Annotated in this window: 17 protein-coding genes and 4 tRNA genes; 8 read left to right on the top strand and 13 right to left on the bottom strand. The window is 38.8% G+C overall.

Annotated elements, in window-relative coordinates:
• Window positions 1-9 precede the first annotated feature (9 nt).
• On the bottom strand, window positions 10-1,953 hold the full coding sequence (locus B2W36_RS11420; protein ID WP_293887822.1) for a glycoside hydrolase family 97 protein: 1,944 nt from the start codon (window positions 1,951-1,953) through the stop codon (window positions 10-12).
• Window positions 1,954-2,261: 308 nt separating this feature from the next.
• On the opposite strand from B2W36_RS11420, the gene B2W36_RS11415 reads away from it, so the two are divergent.
• Both B2W36_RS11415 and B2W36_RS11410 read left to right on the top strand, forming a co-directional pair.
• Entirely contained in the window at window positions 2,262-2,930 is a 669-nt protein-coding gene (locus B2W36_RS11415) for a DinB family protein (protein WP_293887821.1), read from the top strand.
• A gap of 3 nt (window positions 2,931-2,933) precedes the next feature.
• The gene (locus tag B2W36_RS11410) at window positions 2,934-3,386 is read left to right on the top strand and encodes an SRPBCC family protein (protein WP_293881730.1); all 453 of its coding nucleotides are present in this window, start codon (window positions 2,934-2,936) and stop codon (window positions 3,384-3,386) included.
• Window positions 3,387-3,425: 39 nt separating this feature from the next.
• Here B2W36_RS11410 and B2W36_RS11405 read toward each other — a convergent pair whose 3' ends face one another.
• The 5 genes from B2W36_RS11405 to B2W36_RS11385 all read right to left on the bottom strand — a co-directional run bounded on the left by B2W36_RS11405 (window position 3,426) and on the right by B2W36_RS11385 (window position 9,161).
• On the bottom strand, window positions 3,426-4,451 hold the full coding sequence (locus B2W36_RS11405; RefSeq protein ID WP_293881728.1) for a hypothetical protein: 1,026 nt from the start codon (window positions 4,449-4,451) through the stop codon (window positions 3,426-3,428).
• 288 nt (window positions 4,452-4,739) lie between these two features.
• Window positions 4,740-4,823 (bottom strand) — tRNA-Leu (locus tag B2W36_RS11400).
• A 74-nt stretch (window positions 4,824-4,897) separates the two neighbouring features.
• Window positions 4,898-5,776 (bottom strand): exopolyphosphatase, encoded by an 879-nt coding sequence (locus tag B2W36_RS11395; RefSeq protein ID WP_209576038.1) that lies wholly within the window; start codon window positions 5,774-5,776, stop codon window positions 4,898-4,900.
• Window positions 5,777-5,966: 190 nt separating this feature from the next.
• Window positions 5,967-6,509, bottom strand: coding sequence for a hypothetical protein (locus tag B2W36_RS11390; RefSeq protein WP_293881724.1), 543 nt, complete (start codon window positions 6,507-6,509; stop codon window positions 5,967-5,969).
• Window positions 6,510-6,584: 75 nt separating this feature from the next.
• Complete coding sequence (locus B2W36_RS11385) at window positions 6,585-9,161, bottom strand: phosphoenolpyruvate carboxylase (RefSeq protein WP_293881722.1); 2,577 nt, start codon at window positions 9,159-9,161, stop codon at window positions 6,585-6,587.
• Window positions 9,162-9,495: 334 nt separating this feature from the next.
• Here B2W36_RS11385 and B2W36_RS11380 point away from each other — a divergent pair, with 334 nt between their 5' ends.
• Window positions 9,496-11,688 carry an FUSC family protein gene (locus tag B2W36_RS11380; RefSeq protein ID WP_293887820.1) on the top strand — a complete coding sequence of 731 codons (2,193 nt, stop codon included), beginning with the start codon at window positions 9,496-9,498 and terminating at the stop codon, window positions 11,686-11,688.
• Window positions 11,689-11,719: 31 nt separating this feature from the next.
• Complete coding sequence (locus tag B2W36_RS11375) at window positions 11,720-12,703, top strand: YpdA family putative bacillithiol disulfide reductase (RefSeq protein ID WP_293887819.1); 984 nt, start codon at window positions 11,720-11,722, stop codon at window positions 12,701-12,703.
• Here the strand turns inward: B2W36_RS11375 and B2W36_RS11370 are convergent.
• Window positions 12,696-13,310 carry a TetR/AcrR family transcriptional regulator gene (locus tag B2W36_RS11370; RefSeq protein ID WP_209576044.1) on the bottom strand — a complete coding sequence of 205 codons (615 nt, stop codon included), beginning with the start codon at window positions 13,308-13,310 and terminating at the stop codon, window positions 12,696-12,698. The two genes, B2W36_RS11375 and B2W36_RS11370, sit on opposite strands and share 8 nt — an antisense overlap.
• 56 nt (window positions 13,311-13,366) lie before the next feature.
• Between B2W36_RS11370 and murB the strand changes: the two genes are divergently transcribed.
• The 3 genes from murB (at window position 13,367) to B2W36_RS11355 (ending at window position 15,480) form a co-directional block, all read left to right on the top strand.
• Entirely contained in the window at window positions 13,367-14,431 is a 1,065-nt protein-coding gene (gene murB, locus B2W36_RS11365; protein ID WP_293887818.1) for a UDP-N-acetylmuramate dehydrogenase, read from the top strand.
• A 262-nt stretch (window positions 14,432-14,693) separates the two neighbouring features.
• Entirely contained in the window at window positions 14,694-15,203 is a 510-nt protein-coding gene (locus B2W36_RS11360; RefSeq protein WP_293881714.1) for an RNA polymerase sigma factor, read from the top strand.
• Between the two features lie 31 nt (window positions 15,204-15,234).
• Complete coding sequence (locus B2W36_RS11355; RefSeq protein ID WP_209576049.1) at window positions 15,235-15,480, top strand: cytochrome b5 domain-containing protein; 246 nt, start codon at window positions 15,235-15,237, stop codon at window positions 15,478-15,480.
• Here B2W36_RS11355 and B2W36_RS11350 read toward each other — a convergent pair whose 3' ends face one another.
• From B2W36_RS11350 to mgtE, 5 genes are all read right to left on the bottom strand, one after another.
• Window positions 15,481-16,395 carry a PfkB family carbohydrate kinase gene (locus B2W36_RS11350; protein ID WP_293887817.1) on the bottom strand — a complete coding sequence of 305 codons (915 nt, stop codon included), beginning with the start codon at window positions 16,393-16,395 and terminating at the stop codon, window positions 15,481-15,483. It lies immediately after the preceding gene.
• 57 nt (window positions 16,396-16,452) lie between these two features.
• Window positions 16,453-16,526: transfer RNA gene (locus tag B2W36_RS11345), tRNA-Asn, on the bottom strand.
• A gap of 87 nt (window positions 16,527-16,613) precedes the next feature.
• Window positions 16,614-16,687: transfer RNA gene (locus B2W36_RS11340), tRNA-Asn, on the bottom strand.
• Window positions 16,688-16,738: 51 nt separating this feature from the next.
• A tRNA-Asn gene (locus B2W36_RS11335) sits at window positions 16,739-16,812 on the bottom strand.
• A gap of 248 nt (window positions 16,813-17,060) precedes the next feature.
• On the bottom strand, window positions 17,061-18,437 hold the full coding sequence (gene mgtE / locus B2W36_RS11330) for a magnesium transporter (protein ID WP_293887816.1): 1,377 nt from the start codon (window positions 18,435-18,437) through the stop codon (window positions 17,061-17,063).
• A 701-nt stretch (window positions 18,438-19,138) separates the two neighbouring features.
• Here mgtE and B2W36_RS11325 point away from each other — a divergent pair.
• Complete coding sequence (locus B2W36_RS11325; protein ID WP_293887815.1) at window positions 19,139-21,937, top strand: hypothetical protein; 2,799 nt, start codon at window positions 19,139-19,141, stop codon at window positions 21,935-21,937.
• Here B2W36_RS11325 and B2W36_RS11320 read toward each other — a convergent pair.
• Window positions 21,934-22,788, bottom strand: coding sequence for an endonuclease/exonuclease/phosphatase family protein (locus tag B2W36_RS11320; protein WP_293881704.1), 855 nt, complete (start codon window positions 22,786-22,788; stop codon window positions 21,934-21,936). The genes B2W36_RS11325 and B2W36_RS11320 overlap by 4 nt on opposite strands.
• Window positions 22,789-22,962: the final 174 nt, after the last annotated feature.

Below are 22,962 nucleotides of genomic sequence, written 5' to 3'. Positions count from 1 at the left end.
TGCTTGTGGCTATTTCCCTATTAAAACAGCAGCACCTTCAGGCTGTAATGTCAATTTTATTGTTTTAGCCTTAGAAAGTCGGATTTGTTTTTGTTCAGATGCACGCGCTGTATTGTCTTCGATCAGCTGTACCGTATCTGTGCTAAACATAGGTAATGTTACCGAAATAGTTTTTTCCTTACCCGCTGCGTTGATAGCAGCTACATACCACGTATCCGCCTTCCTGCGGGCAAGTACAACATATTTACCTGGATAACCATCGATAAAAGTTGTCTCATCCCAGAGTGTTGGAACCTGCTTCATAAAATCAATTACATGGATTGGCATATCCTGTAAGTTATTCGGTGTCAAACCAAAATTTTGAACCGGATTTTGAAATAAAACAGCGGTTGCTATTTGGAAAGTTTCCGTTGTCTTGCGGATAGTACCACCATTATTTTCGCGGTTATGGCGTTTGTTTAACAAAACCGGACCAAAGTCCATGGCGGCAACCGAGTTGCGGATAAAAGGGTGCAATGTCGCATTAAAAGCTTCCATATCATTTGCATGCTGTGTGAAAATTAAGTTTTCAGAAGCCAATACAGCTTCGCTACCCGCAAAATTCGGGTACATTCGCTCCCACCCTCTAGGTAAAGTACATCCGTGAAATATAACGGTTAATCCATAATCATTAGCATCCGAAAGAATATCCTCGTATAGCTTAAGTGTTTCCTGTTTATCACCCCCAAAAAAGTCGACTTTAATGCCTTTAATCCCCACTTGCTGCATCCATTGCATCTCCGCCTTACGCGCGATGGATGTATTCATTTTATTTTTAGGTGTTTGTGGCGCATCGTTCCAATATCCATTTGAGTTGTACCACAAGCAAATACCGACTCCGCGTTCTTTTCCATAAGCAACCAGTTGTTTAATTTTGGCCTGACCAATCTTTGTATCCCACCAGTTGTCTATTAAAACAAATTCGTAACCCATTGCAGATGAAAGGTCTATAAACTTCTTTTGGTCTTCAAAATTAATACTACCATCTTGCCATTCCAACCAGCTCCATGTCGCCCGTCCGAATTCGTATTGCTTCGAAGGCTTATACTGAGGTTCGACGACATCGAAGGGAATGGTGGTTTCGACAATAGGTTTTAAATTACTTCCAACAGTTAGTGTTCGCCAAGGTGTATAACCAGGTAATGAAATCGTGGGAGCCGCCCGTCCAATCCCATTATTTTCCCCATCTTCTGGAAAAGCTATCTTGTAAAGGCCATCCTTCGTTCCCTCACTTAATTTAGATCCACAATACGCACTTGATACGCCAGTTTCTGAGACAAGTACCCATCCGCGATCTCCGACATGAAAGAGTGCTGGGAAAGTGAAGCCCACACCATATTTTGAAGGAAGTCCCAGATGCTGATCTGCTTCATACTCCTCTTCATAACTTGGTTTTGTCTTCATCCAACCGATCATCGGAGGAGCCTGAGCTGTCAAAAATGTCGTTGTAAATATCGGAAATTTAAATCCACTCTCTTCTTTTATCAAGGCAAAGTTGGCCGGCTCCCCCATCTGAGGCACATAGTATCTGAACGCAATATTGTTATTGCTTACTCTAAAAGTGACCTCTATCTGCTGCTTTGAAGGATTCTCTAAGCGGTAAAGCAGCTCATTTGCCTGATACGTGACCTGACTACGCTTTATTTTTAATTCGTTATAATTACTGGAGATTTCTGACCTCTTTTCCGCTATTGGACGCAGACTATCAATTAAATTAATCGTACTGCTTTGGAGTCCAAGCGGTGAAGCTTCCAACATAGTCTTTCCACCCAATTCAACTTCATAAAAGAGATTGCCATTTTTGAGATTCAGTTTAACGGTCAAAGCACCATCCGGACTAGATACCGATGTCTGTTGTGCTAAAGCAACTGTGCTGGTTAATGACACCACACACAATAAAATGCACCGCTTCACTGTTGATCGTCTAAAAAGGTGCCTATAAATATTATTAAACATAGATTTATTAAATTGTAGGTCTGTTATTATGCTAAAGATAAGCTTTTTATTTATAAATGTACAACAAACACTTATTATCGGATAGTTCCTTTTCACACTAACTTGTACCACTACGACCGACAAATCATTGTTCTGGATAGAAATGTCTTCATAATGGCTTTTTCTTATCCTATGGCAAGTTATAAAAAACAAAAATGCATTATAATTGTAAAGAAGTAGTGACATTTATTTTTAATCTTAAAATGTATTAACTTATGAATCTAATTATGAACGTGATAGCAATTGCCAGTGTAGCAACTGCTTTCTCAGCGCCCTCACGAGCTGAACTCCCCTCATTCGTCATTCAGAACCATCAAAGCGTTGCTTTTTTACAAGAAAGACAGACTTTAAAAGATGAGTACGTCGGAACCGACTCGCTACTGCAATACTTTAACCAGACAAGTGCAGAACTTGAAAGACAAGTTGCTGGACTAAGCGAAGCCCAACTTCAGTTTAAACCTGCATCCGACAAATGGTCTATCAGCCAATGTCTTGAGCATATTATCCGCTCGGAACGGATGACATTTGACATGGCGAAGAAGGGCCTAAATCAAGATCCCCAACCTGAAAGAAGGAATGAAATCAAATTGACAGATGAAAATCTCAAGAATGCCCTCACTGACCGGAGCCAAAAATATCAAGCGCCTAAGGAACTTCAGCCAGAAGGGATTTATAAAAATGTAAGAACTGCACTCACTGATTTCAATGCAGCTCGCCAACCCGTGCTTGATTATATTAAAAAGGCTGATGTAGAAGATCTCAGGAATCATGTCAGCGATTCTCCGACTGGTCCCATTGATGGTTTCCAAGCTTTGATGTTTAGTGCCGGACACTGTGCACGTCATACCAAACAGATCGCGGAAATAAAAGCAGATCCAAACTTTCCTAAAAAATAGAAAATGAAGAAACTGACTTATCAAATTAAGATTAATGCTCCTGTCTCACGTGTTTTTAAAACAATGCTCGATAAAGAAACCTATAAACAGTGGACAAGCGCATTCAATCCAAGCTCTGATTTCGAAGGTATTTGGGAGCAGGGTCAAAAAATTAATTTCATCGGAATCAATGAACATGGTGAGAAAGAAGGGATGATCGCTGAGATTGCAGAATATATTCCCAATGCATTTGTATCGATCAGGCATTTGGGAATCTTGAATAAGGGTCAAGAAATATTATCGGGTCCCGCTGTCGAGGATTGGGCCGGCGCACTGGAAAATTATTTCTTTACCCCTATTGAAGGAAACACGGAATTGAAAGTAGAAGTAGATACGAACAACGACTTCATCGACTACTTTAATGAGGTTTGGCCGAATGCATTACAACGCTTGAAAAATCTGAGTGAAATGGAATAAAATAGTATCGCTACTTATTTCCTTTCCCTTTTGTCTCGTTTACTTTTGTTTTTTAACCCTTATGTCAAATATATTGTAATACCGCAACGTGCTATAATCCTGAAGACTCATAAAGTCATAGGTAAGAGGATTATTAAAACTATTTTCCGTTTGCTTTTTATAGAGAAGCATATCACTAAGCGCTGTTTTGATGGCTTTTGCTCCTGCTGGATATTGAATAAAGCTGCTCTTTCCGCCACCACGGTAATAGAGCAGTAGCCTACTGCAATCAAGTACCTTAATATCTAATTCATCCAGTGTTTTGTTATCCAATATTTTATCTATGGCTGTATTTAAGCTTACCCGTGTTGAATCCGTTTCTCCCATCAGAATCGTATGCGTACCGTAAGTTACTGAGGAGAGTACGTAAGGAGAATAACCGGCCTTGGTAAAAACAGCCACTTCAGAGTCTGGATAAGCATCATGATATTCCGTATAATCGATAAATAGTGTGAGTTTATTGACATTGCTTACCCGCAGTGTACTATTTGTTTTGTTAATTGTCGTTGAGTCACCCCTCTTAACCAGCGACAATATTTTTTTGACATCTTTTGAGTTACCGAGATATCCTTGTATTTGGGCATAATCTTCAAACGTACTGGAACTGAATATTATGCTGCTCACCTGTTTCGATTTTTCGAACTTATTTGCATAGTTAAGGACATTATTATAACTAGGTTCAAAAAATCCCAAATCGACAGATGCGTCGTTATGAGATAAAAAATGGAATTTTACTTTTTTTGCCTTAGATTCCAGGCTTTCCAAACGGGGACCTTCTATCGTATCCTTGAGGTGCCATATACCACCTAAGTAAACCTGCTCATCAATGTTGTCATCGGCAAAAAGTTCACTCATCTGTAACTGTACTTTCCGAATTTCGTACTTATCCTTTGGAAAAGTAGGTTCATTTTTCGTGGTATCTGTAGGTACCACCACAGGTGGTTCCACTTTTGGCTCGATTGGATCTTTGGTACAGCTAAGCCATACAAGTGTGCTGATAAGAAGCAAAAGATTTCTAGTAAGCATAATCGCGTTTTAATGGGCTAGTTCTACTATCGGTAAAAATAAACGATATGTATTTATTATCAGAAAAATTAAATTTAATAACCTAAGATAACGTTTATTTTATACAAATCCAACATATATCCAAACATTATTAAATTTTTGTCAAAATAACAACCTCTTAATTTTGCATATAGGATAAAGTATTGTGATGTTGTTAGAACAGCTGAATATTGAAATTATCGAAGAAGTAACGGATTTTTACGCATAAAAAAAGCAGACAAACTCAATTTAAAGAGTTGTCTGCTAAAGTGCCCAGGAGCAGATTCGAACTGCCACGCCCATACGAGCGCCACCCCCTCAAGATGGTGCGTCTACCAATTTCGCCACCTGGGCTTATGATCACCTTTGGTACCACAAAAATAAAGAATTTTCGGTCTTTTACAAGTCGAAAACACCTTTTTAAAGCATTATTTTACTAAATTCCTATTGATCAACGTTCTAATTACACCGTCAACAAGCCCAACTCTTGGTACGATGATTTGTTTAAGACGACCATGCTTCATAATCGTCAGGAAAATTTCACTCGCAGGAATAATTACGTCTGCACGATCTTCGTTTAAACCCAATAAAATTATACGCTCTTTTAGAGAAAATGACGATAAATGTTCATATACAGCTTTTAATTTGGCATAGGATAATGGCCTATCCAATTTTTCATTGGATAGGCGCGCAAGCTTATTAATATTACCGCCCGTACCAATGCCAATCACCTGCTTATACATATGTGTATTACTTCGCACCCATTCTTTCAATTCATCCCAGGTTTCGGCCTTGTCCTGATTGTCCAGAATTCGTATTGTTCCTAAATTAAAAGACCGCGAGTTGACCAAAATGCCATTCGCAAACAACGACAATTCTGTACTACCACCGCCTACATCAATGTAAAGGTAAACTTTATCCTTTTCCATCTTATTATCCCAATGGCTATTGTAAATAATCTCGGCTTCTTTCGCACCTTCTATAATATCGATGTTTATACCGTTTTTCTTTACCTCAGCAACAATGTCAGCTCCATTCCTCGCATCACGCATAGCGGAAGTGGCGCAGGCTATATAATCTTCCACATGATATACGTCCATCAGTTCGCGAAATGCTTTCATTGTTTTCACCAAACTTTCTGCTTTCCGTGGTGATATTTCCTGATGAATAAAAGCATCATCCCCCAAACGAAGTGGAACACGTAGCAGTGTAGTTTTCTTAAAATTATATTGGTCTTTTTGTCCTATAATGTCAGCTATCAAAAGACGAACTGCATTGGAGCCTATATCTATTGCGGCGTATCTCACTTTATATATAATTTCATTAAATTATGCTAAAATAAACACAGTAATTAAAAACTATGTTATACGAATGTTAAGTTATCATTAATTTAACAAATAACAAACGATTATTGCAGGGAGTTTGATCAGACTTAGCCATAAAAAAAGAGTATTCATTTACATGAATACTCCTTTCTTCATTTCTTTAGCCTACTGCTTAGTGGTGATGTTCTTCAACTTTACCACCGGCTAAGGTATAGATTTCTGTCAATTTTTTCAAAGATTCTTCCGAAACATGAATCACATCTTTATTCGTATTGTGCTCCTCATGCGATAATCTTGTATTGATCTCTCCTTGTTTTTCAACCACAAGTGCTAAAAATGCTTTATCGTTGAATGCGGATATACTGTCTGAGCCTATTGACGCTGGAATCTGAAATGCAGGCACCCCGCGTTGTGCGTCGCCAACATGCAATTCCTTTGCTAGATTGTCCAATTCTGGTAACACGGCTACGTATGCTTCTTTAATCTTAGCAGCTACATTTTTCACCTCAGCTGAAGTAGATTGTTTTGCTGCTACATCGGCAAGATTTACCAAGCAGTTTCCATTTTCGCCAACGAATTTAATCATTGCAAATGCATCACCATCTGCTAAGGATGCATTTGCATATTGACGCTGTCTATCTTCAGCTGTTTGTCCACAAGATGCAAATAATGTACCCGCACAAGCCGCAACAATAAATAACTTATTAATCTTCATATCAATTTTGTTAACTATACAAAAGTAGATAAAATATATGTTCTCCGAAACCCTATCCTCGAAAAGAAAGAAAAATTACGCAACATTTCTTCCCGCATTCACAACGCCAAAGATTGTACGCGCTATTAATTTCGAATAATCTTCACGTTGTGCATCCGTCAGCTGATCCGAATTCAATGCACGAATAGCAAAATGCTGTATAACCAATAAGGGCAGCACAATTCCTTCCCGCGCTAAAATAGACTCACGATCCACTGGATAATTCTCCATCAGTTTTGACGTTCCACTAAGTTTCAACAGGTATTCTTTGGTGATCTGATATTCGGCGTACAGTGATTTCCAAAAATCACCATAAATCGGATCGTCTTTCATGTAAGCGGTAATGTCAAAATTGGATTTTGTCATCGACATCATACAGTTATCGATCAATGTCTGAAAAAATCCCGAAGAAACATACAGTTGCTGCACATCCTTCCAAAGGTTATTTTTTTCCGCCCATTGCAGTGCAGTTCCCACCCCATAAAATCCAGGGATATTTTGTTTCAGTTGGCTCCAAGAGGTCACAAAACTAATTGCGCGCAGATCTTCCAACCGCAACTCACGGCCTGAATTACGTTTAACAGGTCTACTTGAAATATTGATCGATGATAACGCTTTTAATGGCGACATGGTTTCCAAATACGGCAAAAATAATTCATTCGTACGTAGATCCATAAATTTATGGTGACTTAGCTCAGCCAGTTTGTCAATGATTTCTTGTTGATGTTTCGTTAATGTGTCGCCCACACGTTGTTTCAAGTCAGAAATAATTCCGGCATGCAACAATTGCTCAATATTAAATCGCGCTGTATCTAAAGAACCGTACTGACTACTGATTGTTTGTCCCTGAATCGTCAACTGAATATGATCATTTGCGATTTCTTTTCCCATAGATGCATAAAAACGTTGTGTTTTTCCTCCACCCCGGGCTGGCGGGCCACCACGACCGTCAAAAAATACCAGATCTACTTCATACTCGCGTGATATCGCCGTAAGTTCGATTTTAGCACGATAAATCGACCAATTCGCCATCAGATACCCACCGTCTTTCGTGCTATCGGAATAGCCCAACATGATCGTCTGCTTATTTCCTCTTCGTTTTAAATGTGCTTTATACTCCTTATTACTGTACAAGGTTTTCATTACATCTGCGGCCCTAGTCAAGTCATCAACAGTCTCGAACAAAGGCACAAAATCTATCGTCAAAGCCTCTTTTTTCCATCCTGACCATAAAAATAGTTGACGGAGTCCCAAGATGTCACTGGCCTGTTGGCAATTACTAATGATAAAGCGTTGTGCTGCTCGCTCAGAACCCGAACGCTGGATATCTTTCAATAATTTTATCACTCCGGAAGTATCCTTCGTCAACGCATCAGCATCCTCTCCTACCGTCAAGTCAAGTTCTTTGAATTTTAATGCCTTTTGCTTATCGCTTTCGCTCAGTGTTAGGTAATCCAATGGCATCCCGGTCTTCTCTTGGTTGTGCTGGATCAGATAATTGGTAGCCTCACGCAATATGCGACTATCTTGTCGGATATCCAATGTAGTGAAAAAACAACCAAAAGTCATCACTTTGCGGAGTAAATCATCAACAATCTCAACGAAAAGACCATTGTGGTATTCCTCTAAAACATTTTTGATTGCTTTTAGATTAGCGATAATATTGTCGGTTTCGTCCACAGGATGATCAACTGGATTAAAGCTATTTTCGTAGAACAATGTTTGCAGATTTTCCATGTATTCTTCAACCCCACGAAAGGTAATTCGCCGCCTAACGATACGAAAATCCCTGTAATAACATCTAAATAAAATAGTACGTAATAGGGCTGCAACTTTCTTGGTGCTCTCAACACTTACGTTTGGATTACCATCTCGGTCTCCTCCCGGCCAAAAGCCCAATTCGATCAATTGTTTCACTTCTTCTGTCTCTACATTCAGTTCATCATCAATAAACGACTGAATCTCCGAAGCGACTTTATAAAACACATTTTCCAAAAACCACGCTAAACTGGCAGCCTCATCTACTGGAGTAGGTTTATTTTTATTGATGAATGGGGTCTTACCCAATTGCTGCAGCAACAAGTGAATACTATGGATATCATTGGTTTTGATTGCATCAATTAGGTCGTTTATAATACCTAATACTGGCCCGGGATAAAACTGGGTAGGATGTGCAGTCAACACGAGACGTACAGAAAAATCCTTCAATTTAGAAACGATCTTACGGCGCATATCATCACTGCCTTCGGCATTCTTAATCAATGCTCCCAAAACGTTTTCATCATCGCCACGGCCGACCATCTGAAATGAAGAATCTTCGATCGCGTCAAATAAGACGACCTGACGCTCTATATATTGAACAAATCGAAACAACAAATCGATACGTTGCTCTTCCGAAGAAAATTCCTCATGCTGATCGAAGAAACTCTTTATGATCTCATCAGGAGTTAAATGTTGATCGACACCCTTTTCACATTGCTTTGCAAAAAATGGCAATAAAGTTCCGGTATCTTTAACACGTTGAAACGGCAATGTTAAAAACAAACTTTTGAAAAGCTCAAAGCGTGTCAATACCTCGTCCTGAAAGACGGCTTCATTTTTACTTTGCTTCATATTTAAATCTTTGAAAGTGGTCAAGAGAGTTTAGGTGACTCTTGAAATTCTGTAATATCTCTGAAATTACCCTATGCCTCCAAATATAATAATATTATATTTAAACAAATAAAAAAATATAAATTGATCAAAAAAACAATTATATTATTATAAACATAATAACAAACACTACTAATATTGCCATCCTGAGTTCACCATCAATATTAAAAATTAAGCTTCTTCATACGAAAGAGGGCTATAAATGAAATAGCGATTTACAGCGCCCATGGAGTAATATCGAAGAACAATTGTTTTTAATATGAAACGCAATTTATCTAAGTTTGTACTATACATTATGAAACAGACACAAGAAATAAAAAGTTTTTTCTACAGCCAATATTTTGCTGATGGACTCCGAATCACTATCGGATGTATCGTGCCTGTCCTTATATTTGCTACTTTCGGACAGTTTACCAATGGAACAATCGTTTCCTTGGGTGCCCTTCTAGTGGGCCTTTCCGATACACCGGGAGCCCCCAGCCACAGAAGGAAAGGGATGATTGCGGGAGCAATTTTGACTACGTTAACTTTTATTCTGACCAATTTAGTTAATCAAAATGTATATCTACTAGCAGTATTCATCGGCATGGCTTGCTTTATATTCGCCATGTTTGCGGTATTCAATAGCAGAGCTGCCAATGTCGGTCTCATGTGTATTCTGATGATGTTGATTCATGTACAGATTCACTACCCCATCGCCGAAGCCTTCAACTATTTAGGCTTTTATACATTAGGAGGATTATGGTATATCGCCATCAGTCTTTCCATCACCCAGGTTCGTCCTTACCGGTTGGCTGAACAGGAACTATCCGAAACTATCCGTTATGTCGCAGATTACATCCGGCTGAAAGCTAATTTTTACGATGCCAAAATCGATAACGACAAAAATTACCTGAAGCTCATTGACAAACAAGTTGAAGTCAATCAGCATCAGGAAAACTTACGGGATGTACTGTTTCAGAGTAAACGATCGATTAAAGATACCACGAAAGTGGGACGCTACCTAACACTCGTTTTCAACGATATCGTTGACCTCTTTGAGCAAAGTATGGCAGCGCATTATGATTATAACGCCATCAGTGAGCGCTTTGGCCCCACTGGAATATTAGAAGATTTCAAAAATGTAATCTTAAAATACACCAATGAGCTTGATAATTTAGCGTATCAGCTCAATACAAATACTCAGCCTAAACCCTTATATGATTTCGACGCTGATCTCAGCCGTCTTCATGCTAAAATCGATCAGCTGGATAGAAACCAGCAGTACAGCACGTTCGCTTTACGCAAAGTATTAATCAATTTGCGCGATCTTGTCCGCCGAATCAGAAATATATATGGCTATTCACATCTACAGCCCGATGATGTCAAACGAAAAGAAATTGATGATGCAAAACGCTTTGTTCAGAGCTCCGCAATCGATTTAAAAAAGTTTCGTGAAAACCTTACTTTAAAATCGACTATATTTCGACATGCCTGCCGGATGGCAATTGTCATGTCGATCACTTATTATGTGTTTGAAGTAACCAATATCACCAACAATGTATACTGGATCCTGCTCACGATTATGGTGATCTTAAAACCTGGCTTTGGACTCACAAAAGAACGAAATATTCAACGGCTTATCGGAACAACAATAGGTGGGCTCATAGGAGCTCTTATCCTCTTAACCATTCATGACCCCACTGTGCTATTCGTACTGTTGGTATTCTTTTTTCTAACTGCATATAGCTTGTTCCGAGTCAATTATGTTATTGCCGTACTTTTTATGACACCATATGTATTGATTATGCTGAGCTTCGTCAGTGCCAATACCTTGGATGTCACAAAAGAACGAATATTGGATACTTTTATAGGCGGTATGATCGCGTTCCTATCCAGTTATGTTATTTTCCCTAATTGGGAAAGCATGCAAGTCAAGGAATCCATGCGTAAGCTACTGATCGCCAACTACAATTACATCGTTCAGGCGTTGAAAGAAATTGCAGGCCAAGCACCTTCTGTCACCGATTATAAATTGACCCGCAAGGCTGTCTATGTAGAAACAGCCAATATGGGTTCTACATTCCAACGGATGCTGACGGAACCAAAAAAACGTCAAAAATATACGAAGGAAGTCAATAAATTCGTCATATTCAACCATATTTTGGCTTCTTTCTCGGTGACTTTAATGAACCATCTTGACGAAATGGACAATAATTATATCAATAAGGACCATGTTCGGGCAATCCGAAAAATCTTAAGCTCACTTGAACAATCCATTCAGCTCCTACATTCCGAAGATAGTACCAAGGAATTCGTTCCTTTGATCATCGAGATTCCAAACGATCGATTTGCCCATGCAGACACCAGTTCAGTAGATGGACAGCTCCTGACCGAACAGTTAGAATTTTTAAGTAAAATTGCTCAAGATCTACATAAAATAGTTCAGGATCTCCACACCAAAAGCACAACAATGTCAGAAAATGATCTGCAAAAGGCTTTAAGCTGATTTATTCTATAAAATTATCGACATTTACATCATGAGTGATAGCATGAAACAGTACGACCTGATTATAGTTGGCGGCGGGCCAATTGGCTTAGCTTGTGCCCTAGAAGCGAAAGAATCAAATTTAAATTATCTTATCCTTGAAAAAGGCTGTTTGGTTAATTCTCTTTATAATTATCCCCAGAATATGACTTTTTTCTCTTCCTCCGAAAGATTAGAAATTGGAGATATTCCTTTTGTAACAACCAATCCTAAGCCCAAACGGATGGAGGCTTTGGAGTATTACAGACGTATACAGCAAAAGTTCGCCCTAGATACACACCTCTTCGAAGAAGTACTTGATATCAAGCAGGAAGGATCCGGATTTTTGGTTACCAGCAGCAAAAGGATGTATTTGAGCAAAAAAATCATTATTGCAACCGGCTTTTACGACATTCCGATGTTGCTCAATATTCCGGGCGAAGAACTTCCCAAAGTCAGGCATTATTACGATGACCCGCATTATTATAGCAGTCAAAAAGTAATTGTTGTGGGGGCTAGTAATTCATCTATTGATGCTGCGCTGGAAACTTTTCGAAAAGGAGCTCAAGTTTCTTTGGTTATCCGTGGTAGCGCAATTAGCCATCGGGTAAAATACTGGGTAAAACCTGATATTGAAAATCGAATTGCTGCGGGGGAAATTAATGTCTATTATAATAGCTGCTTGACCGAAGTAACACCGACTTCCGCGCACATACAAACCCCAAAGGGTACTATCGAACTCGAAAATGACTTTGTGCTGGCATTAACGGGTTATCGACCCAATTTTGATTTTTTGAAAAAGATCGGGATTGATATTCCACTAGAAGCGCCTTGTATTCCAAGTCATAATGAAGACACGATGGAAACAAATGTAGCGGGAATCTATCTAGCAGGTGTGGTTTGTGGCGGCTTAAACACTCACCTATGGTTTATTGAAAATTCACGAATCCATGCCAAACAGATTATCGGACACATTCTTCAATCAACACTTACTTAACCTGAAATCGTAGGCCATTTAAGAAGATTTTCATCATTTTCTTTTGCAAACTGAGGATATGATCGAATTCCTCTTTTGTGGGAAATAACATGTTTTTCATATCCTTCAGTATGCCCATACGCATACCGAACAGCGAGTATAAAAGAATTCTCGCCGTTTCATTAATATCTTCAACCTGTATTTCTCCAGCATCGATGCCGATCTTCAGAATCTTCTCAATAATTTCAACTTCCCGAAGATAAGACTCTTTAAACACCTGCTCCAATTCATCGGGAAGTTCTTTCACCATCTTCATGGTATATTCAAACAAATTATAATATTGATTGATAATTTTGACACGCATATCAATGGAGTACATCATGATTTCCTCGAAGTCGCCTCCCCTCCCTATGACATCCTCCAGATCCTCGATCATTTTATCAATTACATATTCGAAGACAGCAGAATATAAGCTATTTTTGTCTGGAAAATAGTAATACAGCAATGCTTTTGAAAAATTGAGATCTTTAGCTATTTCCGACATCGTTGTCTTAGCCATTCCGAAGTGTGCAAAGCGCCTTGTCGCAGCCTCTAGAATTTTGATTCTTTTTACATCTGCATTACCCATTAAACTTATATTTTTTATCGTTAAATAAACGGTTTATACTATCTTTACCGATTATCATGCTAAAGATAGCTGATTTTTTTGAATTTCTGAAAATTAAAGTCAATATGGAATTAAACGTTCAATCGAATATTTCTTTGAAACCTTTCAATACGTTTGGAATAGAGGAAAAGGCAAATTTTCTCATTGAAGTGAATGATAATGAAACATTGACCGAAATTTTTAAAAACAACATTTTTAAAGACAATTTTTTTGTTTTGGGAGCTGGAAGCAATGTTTTGTTCACCAAAGCTTTCGAGGGATATATCATCCGCATGACAAGCAAAGGCATACAGTCAAAAATTGATGGCAACGATGTCTATGTAACAGCGCAAGCGGGAGAAATCTGGAACGACTTCGTCTGGTATTGCATTGAGCATAATTACGCTGGGGTCGAAAACATGGCGCTGATTCCTGGAACTGTAGGCGCCTCTCCTGTTCAAAATATAGGTGCATATGGGGCAGAATTAATGTATATCTTCCACGAATGCCAGGCTTTTGATACACGTACAGGTAGCTTTATACGATTCCAGAAAGAAGATTGCTGCTTTTCCTACAGGGATAGTATCTTTAAAACAGCACATAAGGGCCGGTTTATTATCACTCAAGTAACCTATAAACTCAGCCTAATCCCTCATATCAATACAAGTTATGGCGCAATAGAAGTGGAGCTTGATAAAGAAAATATAACCAATCCAAGTATCGCCGACGTTGCAACCGTTGTCTCCAAAATACGCGTGGAAAAGCTTCCCGACCCGAGTACAGTCGGAAATGCAGGAAGTTTTTTTAAAAATCCCATAGTCACTGAATCATTCTTTGCTACGCTCCAAAAAGAATACCCAACTATTCCGCACTATCCCATGCCCAATAATGAAACAAAATTAGCTGCAGGATGGTTAATAGAGCAATGCGGTTGGAAAGGAAAAACATATGGACAAGCGGGTGTATGGAAAAATCAAGCACTTGTACTAATAAATAGACAAAACGCTAGTGGACAGGAAATTTACAAGCTGTCGGAACATATAATAAGCGACGTAGCCGATAAATTCGGCGTTACGTTAGAGCGTGAGGTAAATTTATTATAAAAACCGCTAACTAATCCGTTTTGACTTTCCACAAATAAAAGCGGGTTAGAAAAACGCTTCAAAGCACCATAGAATCACTTTTAGCTAATTTTATTTACTTAAAGTTAGCCATAAAACATTTTTATTGGCCTTAAAATAACCTTAAAATTACATTAACAAATCATATTTTATCATTTTTGGCGCATTATTTGCCTCATACTTAATGAACCTCATTTTATAAACTTACTGTTTTGTAAAAAGAACAGTTATAATTCATTAAGCTATGACTAAGAATGAATTTGACACCATGGTGATTGAGCAATCTGACTCATTAAAACTCTACGCCAGAAATTTTACCAGTGATTACGAAGATGCAAACGATCTCGTTCAGGATACAATTCTGAAAGCTGTAACCTATTTTAAAAATTTCAGAGAAGGAACAAATTTAAAAGGATGGCTCTATACCATCATGAAAAACACGTTTATTAATAATTATAGACGCATTGTAAAAACAAATTCCTTCATCACGAAAGATCAGGATATTTCTAATGCAAACCTCCTCTTGTCTGCTTCCTCCAATCAGGGAGAAAGTAAATTTGTACTGCAAGACATCCACGAAGCATTATCAAGTCTTTCCGAAGAGTATTATATCCCCTTTACATTGTACTTTGAAGGTTTTAAATATCATGAGATATCTGAACACCTCAATATCCCCATCGGAACAGTAAAGACAAGAATACATGTAGCCAGAAAATTAATGAAAAGATCGCTATCGGCGTATAAAGTAGCCTAGTTTTTATATCTTCGCCAACTTAACATTACTAATGGCAGAGGAATTATTAGAATATAGCAAAAGTCAATTGGCTTTAAGGAACGGCTGCGACAAACCGCAGATCTGGGTTGCCTATCGTGGATACATTTATGATGTCGGCGAAAGTAGACTGTGGAAAAATGGCATGCATTACGAGCATTGGGCTGGACAAGATCTAACTGAGGAGCTTCAAGACGCTCCTCATTCAGACGCTGTATTTTTAAAATTCCAAATTATCGGAAAACTGAAAGATAAGTGATTATAAATTAAACTGAGACAGGGCTACAAACGCGTTCAATCGCTTTTGTATGTCCTCTTGAGTGAGGCTAACCAAGCGATCTGTTCCAAATTTCTCTACACAAAATGAAGCTAGCGCAGAACCGAAAATCAACGCATTCTTCATATTTGTAAAGTTTATACTTTTTACTTTCGCTAGATATCCAATAAAACCTCCTGCAAAGGAATCACCTGCACCGGTTGGATCGAAAACATCTGCCAGGGGAAGTGCCGGAGCAGAAAAAATCTGATTCTCACCGAAAAGAAGTGCACCGTGCTCACCCTTTTTAATAATTAAATAGCGCGGCCCCATTTCTAAAATAACTTTTGCAGCCTTAACAAGAGAATATTCGCCAGATAGTTGTCTGGCTTCTGAATCATTTATAGCTAATACATCCACCTTCAGAAGAACCTTTCTTAAGTCATCCATCGCAACATTCATCCAGTAATTCATTGTATCGAGTACAACTAACTTCGGCTTGTGTTTTAAGCGCGCCAAGGTTGTCAATTGTATATGAGGGGTAAGGTTACCTAAGAGAAGATATTCACAATCCTGGTAGCTCTCTGGAATAATGGGGTCAAATTCAGCCAATACATTTAAGTCCGTAGCTAAAGTATCGCGGCTATTCATGTCATTATGATATCTGCCCGACCAATAAAAAGTTTGCCCGCCATTTATCACCTGCACGCCCGTTACATCTATACCACGGTTCTTGATAAGATCAAAATGGTCGTTTCCAAAATCTTCTCCAACAACGCTGACCAACTTGATTTGATCACACAGATAGGATGCCGCCAGACTTGCGAATGTGCCGGCACCACCTAGAATTTTGTCAGTTTTACCGAACGGCGTCTCTATTGTGTCGAAAGCCACCGTACCAATAATTACTAAACTCATAGTCTTTTTATAAGCATGGTAAACAAAAAAACCGGCATAAAGCCGGTTTAAATATTGCTCCTGAAGCTGGGCTCGAACCAGCGACCCTCTGATTAACAGTCAGATGCTCTAACCTGCTGAGCTATTCAGGAATTTAATCCCGAGAAATTACTTTCTCATTGAGTGTACAAAAGTAGTACATTTTAATTTGTTATGCAAATAAAATTATTGCATTGCTGCTCCTGAAGCTGGGCTCGAACCAGCGACCCTCTGATTAACAGTCAGATGCTCTAACCGGCTGAGCTATTCAGGAATGAAAAATTGAATAGTATAGATAACCCCGGTTATGTAAGTTATCGCATTGCTCCTGAAGCTGGGCTCGAACCAGCGACCCTCTGATTAACAGTCAGATGCTCTAACCTGCTGAGCTATTCAGGAGTATTTTTCAATTTTTCCGGAGACCCTATTGCGTTTCCGTGATGCAAGTATCGGAAGATTATTAGAATACTACAAATTTTTTGAGCACATTTTTTACAACTTCCTAAATTCCAATTAGAATAATTTATTTTTATTTTCCCACTCCACTTTAAAAAACCCCTTTCTCAGCTTCGAAACGAACTTTACTGTTCTTTTGTTAGCGAAGAATATGAACATATCCATCACTAATAATGCAAATTCGATCCCACTTAAAGCAATACATCTTTCAAAATAAGCGTAGCCACGCTAAAATAAATCAACAAGCCGGTGACATCGACCAAAGTCGACACAAAGGGTGCCGACGAACTCGCAGGATCAGCTCCTAGCCGCTTCATCACAAAAGGCAACATAGATCCCATTAGCGACCCCCATAGTACAACACCGACTAAGGATAAAGAAATAACCAACGCAACCAGTACCCAGTACTCCCCATAGCTATGTGCAAAAGACTGCCAAGCCATGATCCTTACAAAACCTAATGTACCCAAAATAAGTCCCAAGAGCAAGCCCGATATGATCTCCCTGCGCATCACCCGCCACCAGTCGCCTAGCGTAACTTCCCCCAAAGCCATAGCCTGAATAATCAATGTCGACGCCTGTGAACCACTATTCCCACCGCTGGAAATAATAACAGGCATCAGCGCGAATAACATAATCGCACTCGCCATTTGCTCTTCAAAATGTTCAATCACTGTCGCTGTCAAAAGTTGCCCAAGAAAAAGCACAATAAGCCAACCGGCTCTCTTCTTCACCAAGTTCTTAATCGATACATCCAGATAGGGCTCATCCAATGCCTCGGTTCCCCCGATACGCTGCATGTCTTCGGTATACTCCTCGTTGGCAACCCAAAGAATATCATCAACGGTAACAATCCCCAACATCACGCCATGTTCATCAACAACAGGCAAGGCCACCCGATTATTCATCCGGAAGATGTTGATTGCTTCCTCCTGCGGGTCATAAGCATTTAACGATATTAAGCGATGATCGATCAATTCCCCAACCACTGTATCGGGCTCCGCCATCAATACATCTTTGATGCGTATATCATCAATTAGCTTACCCGCACCATCAATCACATACAATACATCTATCGTCTCAGAATCCCTTCCATAACGCCTGATATGACCCAATATCCGCTCAATACTCCAATGCTCTTTTACGGTGATATAATCAGGGGTCATTAAGCGTCCAACACTATCCTCCGGGTACCCTAGCAGCGCCAATGCCTCAACGCGATCTTTGGGCGGTAACAATAAAATTAAATGCTTGATATCATCCTTCATTTCGGAAAAAAATGAGGTACGATCATCCGGTGGTAACTCGTTAATTAGGGCGCTTATTTTTGCTTTAGAAAGCTTTTTAAAAATCCTGTTCTGCGTAGGAAAATCCAGGATACGAAAAACGTTTACTGCACGGTTCAAATTTAATGACTCTATAAATAGCGAACCATGTTCGGGCAGTTCATCAATCAGCTCCTCTACTTCAGAAATATTCAATTCATTCAAAAATTCTTCCAGACCAACAACATCTCCACTTGCTATCAATTGCTCTATTTGATTCACGTGCATTTCCAGTTCTTCCATATCTCCTAATCCATTTAAAAAATCCTACATCTACACAAAATTTATATGTTACAAAAATCGCTTTTTTAAAGCAAATTCTGCATAAAAAAATAAATAATAAAATGCAGTTATTGAGCAAGGTATTTCGCATGCACATCGTAATTGCAATCCACCTCTCAACACAAAAACAAGACATTATGTCATTATGTAGAAAAAGGCTAATCTAATTACATGATCACCTCTAATAGGTACAATGTGAAAAGGAAAAGATATGACCTATCTATTTAAAACTTACTACGTGACTTTTCACAACAAAAAAAATGAATTCAGCACCCGTTCACGCACAAATCCAGTGCAAGTGCCAAAGCAATAAAGTCAGAGAAACCGATTAAAAAAAGCGATCAAATTTTTAGTGCAAAAGCATTGAATCGCCAATTATTTAAGTATATTCGTCGTGTGCTTTAACCTGTTAAGTAAAGGAACATTCAAGTAATATCCTAAACACTTTTCAAGCCTATTTTAGACAAAAAAAATATAATAAAAAAAAGAAATTAAAAATATACAAACATCTAATATTCAATAGTTAAATACTAAATATAGAAACTTAAAGTTGACATATAAAGGAAAAATAAAACTAAAAAAAATAGCAAAACCCTAATATATGAAAAATAATGAATCATAAACATATAATTATCAGTTTATTAACAGTAATCACATTAACCATGTCTTCAAAAAAATCTTTTGCTCAGTTTTTTGAAGATAGCCAAGCACCTTCAAGCCAAAAATGGCTGAAGATTGAGACAGCAAATTTTCAACTTATTTTCCCAGCGGAAATGAAGGACAAAGCCCCCACCCTAGCGGATCAACTTAGCCGATCACTCCGTGCAACTTCAAGAAACTATAAAATTAAACCTAGAAAGATTCCCTTCATTATTCACAACACCAACCTCCAAACAAATGGTTTTGTCCAGTTATCGCCGCGTAAATCTGAGTTATATAGCACCGCTGGAGCAGAGCCCGACAACCAAACTTGGTTACCCAATTTGATCCTTCACGAGTCTAGGCACGTCAATCAGTTTGACAAATTGACAGGAAAATTACGCGCACCATTTTTTGAGCAGCTCGCTCTTGCTTACTATGGACTGACTGTTCCTTCGTGGTACTTCGAAGGCGATGCCACCCTGACGGAGACCCTATATTCTGAAGGAGGAAGGGGAAGATTACCCGCTTTTGAAATGCCGATAAAAGCTAACTTTCAAACAAATCGTAACTATAGTTTTAATAAATATTTATTGGGATCCTATAAAGATATCGTTCCCAGTTACTACACAATAGGCTATCTGATGACCTCGACGTTAAAATCAGAATTGCCGCCAAATTATGAAGCGGATCTCTTTTCAGAACTAAATCGAAAACCACTGTTCCCTTATAATATCAATCGTGTCTTAAAGAAAAAAATCGGTGGGAATAGCGCCTATCTATACCGTAAAACTATTGCAAATTTGGACACAATATGGAAGACAAAAACAGCCAATTATCACTACAAAAAATACACAGAAATAGACAAAAAAAACAACCGATATTATAACAGCAATTTATTGCCGAAATACAAGAATGGGACGATCTATTTTATCCGGGAAAATCCACAAAAGACAAACGCTATATATACTTTTGATACGTCAACAAAAGCAGAAAATATGCTGGTTAAAACGGGCATCCAACTAACGGCACATTTCGATGTAAATAGTCACTACATCATGTGGGATGAGCTTCACAAAGACCCCCGTTTCAATAAGCGAACATATAGCATCATTAATATCATGAACCTCCAAACAGGAAAAATTAAACAGATTACCAAGCAATCTAGATATTATTCACCTGTTTTTAGCCCATTAGAGGAGGTCATCGCTTGCGTCGAAGTAGATTTATCCAACGATAGTTATCTAACGCTAATAAGCCTTAAAAACAACACTGTCGTCAAACGGATCAAAATAAGTGATGCTGAACAGCTCCAACATCCTGCTTTCAACGCCCAAGGCGACAAAGTTATTGCTATACGATTGTCACAAACAGGAACTGCTATATGCGAAATTGATCTAAAAAGTGATAAAATTACTAACCTAACAGCTTGGGGGAGTCAGCAATTTGAGCGACCACAATACCTTTCGAGTACGAAAATTATGGCAAAAGCAAACTTTAATGGTATCGACAACATCTACACAATAGACCTTTTAACCGGCAACAAGGAACTTCTGACGAAGGCACAGTTTGGCGCATTTAACCCATTTTACGATAAAGAAACTAAACAATTATTCTTCAATGATTACCAATTTGATGGTTATAAAATCGGTCAAACATCTATTGACACCTCATTTGCTATTGCTCCCGAAACGGATTATTTTTCACACTACTACGCTACTGCATTGACCAAAGACAGTGTCAAAAACATCGCTTCAATCTCAGTAGATACCAGTCAGTATAGCCAAATCGTCCCCTATAATGGTCTCGGACGAACCTTCAATTTTCATAGTCTTTCCTTAAGCAGCAGTAATTTTGAGAGTTTTGACAACTTTAAACCTGGCGTGTTCTGGTTGTCAAACAACATCTTAAACACCACACAAATTGCATTAGGATACGAATACGATACGGATATTCGAAAAGGAATATATTCCGCCGAACTTACTTACAATAAATACTTTCCAAAATTTTCCTTGCGTTACGAAAACAGGGGGCAGATCGCCGCGGCAAGCATCCCTAACAAACCGGATAGCAGCATCCGCTTTGACTGGAGGGAGCATTATATATCCTCACAAATCGCTATCCCCATTTCCTTTTACAGAAGAGACTACATCTATTCCACCGGTTTCAACCTGGCTACCGCCTATCTTAAACGTTATGATCTGAGCCGTACCGATGTCAAAAATTTTAATGATGAAACCGCCTTTCCATTGACATACCAGCTTTATCTCAATCGCAACGCCCGAATGGCCAGAATGGATCTTTACCCAAGATGGGGGCAAAATATGAGTGTCACCTATCGACATACGCCCTTTGAAAACCACGCAAAAGGTGATATCCTATCGGCACGAACAATATTTTATCTTCCAGGGTTTAGGAGCAATCACGGTTTTCAGATCCGATTGAGTGCCCAAACAGGATCGGGAATTTATCAATATATCAACGATATCCCTTTAGTGAGCGGATTTAGCTATTACAAATATGAAAAAGTAAAAAATACCGTATTGGTCAACTACCGTTTTCCAATAGCTTATCCCGACCTTGGATTAGGGTCACTGGCTTATATTAAGCGCGTAAAAGGCGGAATGTTCGCCGACTATCAAAATATTCACAAACACACTGACGTTTCACCAAAAAGCTTCGGCGCATACGTTTCACTTGACTTTAACGCCTTCAGATATCCGCTTCCGGATTTCGAATTCATCATTAAGGGAACCTATATCAATGACAACACGACAACGCAACGTATAGTGCCAACATTCAGTCTAAGTTACAGCTACTAAGGGTGGATCGCCCAATTAAAATTGAGTGCCAACGCATAATGATCCGACAACGGCAGCCCCTTGACATTTGTGAATAGATTGTTTTCTATATTATAGTCCCGGGCAGCAAGACTGAGGTCACTGCTGCTCCTGTAAAGAATCTTATCAATGGATTCGCTCTGATTACATATCGACAACATATGCTGGGGTTTAAACTCGTGGCGAGCCTCTGGCACTAAGCCCCCATTTTCCAGTTCAACCCAGCTATCAACCAAAGCCGTTGAATCCATAAAATCATGCAGATTATCATCACAAAAACTATAATGTGCATTAAAATCGCCCATCACAAGAATTGACCTATCGCCCGAATGTTCACGGATATAATCGCGCAACTGATTCAGATTATCGCGACGTGCACTTGAAGCTTTTCTGCTATTTTGTGCATTTGCATGGACATTGTAGACATCCAGCCAAACATCAGGCACAATCTCCACTTGAACAAAAGTAAAGCCCTTGGGTGTTAAAAAATCTGCCCCCGTACGTTTTTTCCATGGAATACGGATAACATCAGTCATTGGGAAATGAGACAGGGTATTTAAACCATCACCAAAGGGAACACGGCCCTTTGTTTTTGTACGATATGGATGTAAATTACCGCCTAAATACAAACTTCTATTGTAGTTAAAATCTTCCTGCACATTCACGATATCAAAAGGATTGATCTTCCTTCCAATTTCGGCAATACTCCTGCTTCTACCTGTAATTGCCGACGAAATAATCCCGGGTAATCCCGCGACATTATACGTCAGCACTGAAAAAAAACCGGAACTTATTTTTTCTCTATTCTTATTTGCATCCATCGATATCTGCATATATAACCTTGTCTGATAAATTTAGCAATTACAATAAAAACTCACGAGTACTGTACAGATAATTAACGGATAATTGATATAATCTGACATTACATCCATAGTTCAGCACGAGCGATAGCGCGATCCATAAAATAAAAAAGGGACAACCCAATGGAGGGCACTGAAAAAGTCTCA

This window comes from Sphingobacterium sp. UBA3549 (genome assembly GCF_002376635.1).
GTDB lineage: Bacteria > Bacteroidota > Bacteroidia > Sphingobacteriales > Sphingobacteriaceae > Sphingobacterium.
This window is presented reverse-complemented; position numbering and strand designations above follow the sequence as displayed.

Coding starts and splice junctions, on each gene's coding strand:
- B2W36_RS11355 (WP_209576049.1), top strand. CDS start 15,235: ATGGCAGAGGAATTATTAGAATATAGCAAAAGTCAATTGGCTTTAAGG.
- murB (WP_293887818.1), top strand. CDS start 13,367: ATGCTAAAGATAGCTGATTTTTTTGAATTTCTGAAAATTAAAGTCAAT.
- mgtE (WP_293887816.1), bottom strand. CDS start 18,437: ATGGAAGAACTGGAAATGCACGTGAATCAAATAGAGCAATTGATAGCA.
- B2W36_RS11370 (WP_209576044.1), bottom strand. CDS start 13,310: ATGGGTAATGCAGATGTAAAAAGAATCAAAATTCTAGAGGCTGCGACA.
- B2W36_RS11320 (WP_293881704.1), bottom strand. CDS start 22,788: ATGCAGATATCGATGGATGCAAATAAGAATAGAGAAAAAATAAGTTCC.
- B2W36_RS11385 (WP_293881722.1), bottom strand. CDS start 9,161: ATGAAGCAAAGTAAAAATGAAGCCGTCTTTCAGGACGAGGTATTGACA.
- B2W36_RS11410 (WP_293881730.1), top strand. CDS start 2,934: ATGAAGAAACTGACTTATCAAATTAAGATTAATGCTCCTGTCTCACGT.
- B2W36_RS11390 (WP_293881724.1), bottom strand. CDS start 6,509: ATGAAGATTAATAAGTTATTTATTGTTGCGGCTTGTGCGGGTACATTA.
- B2W36_RS11350 (WP_293887817.1), bottom strand. CDS start 16,395: ATGAGTTTAGTAATTATTGGTACGGTGGCTTTCGACACAATAGAGACG.
- B2W36_RS11405 (WP_293881728.1), bottom strand. CDS start 4,451: ATGCTTACTAGAAATCTTTTGCTTCTTATCAGCACACTTGTATGGCTT.
- B2W36_RS11415 (WP_293887821.1), top strand. CDS start 2,262: ATGAACGTGATAGCAATTGCCAGTGTAGCAACTGCTTTCTCAGCGCCC.
- B2W36_RS11360 (WP_293881714.1), top strand. CDS start 14,694: ATGACTAAGAATGAATTTGACACCATGGTGATTGAGCAATCTGACTCA.
- B2W36_RS11325 (WP_293887815.1), top strand. CDS start 19,139: ATGTCTTCAAAAAAATCTTTTGCTCAGTTTTTTGAAGATAGCCAAGCA.
- B2W36_RS11380 (WP_293887820.1), top strand. CDS start 9,496: ATGAAACAGACACAAGAAATAAAAAGTTTTTTCTACAGCCAATATTTT.
- B2W36_RS11375 (WP_293887819.1), top strand. CDS start 11,720: ATGAGTGATAGCATGAAACAGTACGACCTGATTATAGTTGGCGGCGGG.